Consider the following 882-nt stretch of genomic DNA (forward strand, 5'->3'; position numbering starts at 1 on the left):
TTCGCCTGCCACCAGCCCACGCGGCTGCGCACATGGCGTCCCACGCGCACGTTGTCCAGCGCGGTCATGTCGGCGAACAAACGGATGTTCTGGAAGGTGCGTGCAATGCCGGCCTTGGCCACCAGGTGGACAGCGCTTGGCTTGTAAGTGCGTCCGTCGAGCTCGAACCGACCCGCATCCACTGGCACCAGGCCGGTGATGGTGTTGAAGAAGGTGGTCTTGCCCGCGCCATTGGGACCGATCAGCCCGTGCACCTGCCCCGCCAGCACGTTCAGCCCGACATCGCTGAGCGCTTGCACGCCACCGAAACGCTTGCTCACGCCTTGCACCTGAAGCAATGGTCGGCTCATGCCCGGCCTCCCTGCGCGTTCACGCTGGCGTTGCCTGGCGCTCCGTCATCGGGGATGAGCCGGTCTTCGTGGCGCGGCGAAGGCCACAAGCCGCGCGGACGCAGCAGCATGATGCCGATCATGGCCAGGGCCACCAGCAACTGACGCAAGATGGCCGCATCCAGCCGCCCATCGGTCATGGCCTGCAAAGGGCCAGCGACATGGCGCAGCACCTCGGGCAAAGCCGCCAACAGGAAGGCGCCCAGGATCACGCCAGGGATGTGCCCCAACCCGCCCAGCACCACCATGGCCACCACCAGCACCGACTCCTGCAGGCTGAACGATTCAGGTGAGACGAAACCCTGAAAGCTCGCGAACAGCACGCCCGCCACACCGCCGAAGGTGGCGCCCAGCCCGAAGGCCAGGAGCTTGAGGTTGCGCACGTTCAGGCCCATGGCCTTGGCAGCGATCTCGTCCTCGCGGATGGCCATCCAGGCTCGGCCCAGGCGCGAGTCGTGCAGCCGGCTGCACACCACCACCGCGATCACCACGA

2 protein-coding genes are annotated in these 882 nt (G+C 66.8%); both read right to left on the reverse strand.

All coding sequences use genetic code 11. The annotated features are described in order from the left end of the window. Window positions 1-350 (reverse strand): ATP-binding cassette domain-containing protein (locus B2W70_RS18265; protein WP_286747996.1); only part of this gene is annotated, 350 nt, incomplete at its 3' end. Next, on the reverse strand, window positions 347-882 hold a 536-nt coding region (locus tag B2W70_RS18270; RefSeq protein WP_286747998.1), incomplete at its 5' end, for a branched-chain amino acid ABC transporter permease. The genes B2W70_RS18270 and B2W70_RS18265, both read right to left, overlap by 4 nt.

Origin of the sequence: Aquabacterium sp. UBA2148 (assembly GCF_002328915.1) — a bacterium.
Lineage (GTDB): Bacteria > Pseudomonadota > Gammaproteobacteria > Burkholderiales > Burkholderiaceae_C > Aquabacterium > Aquabacterium parvum.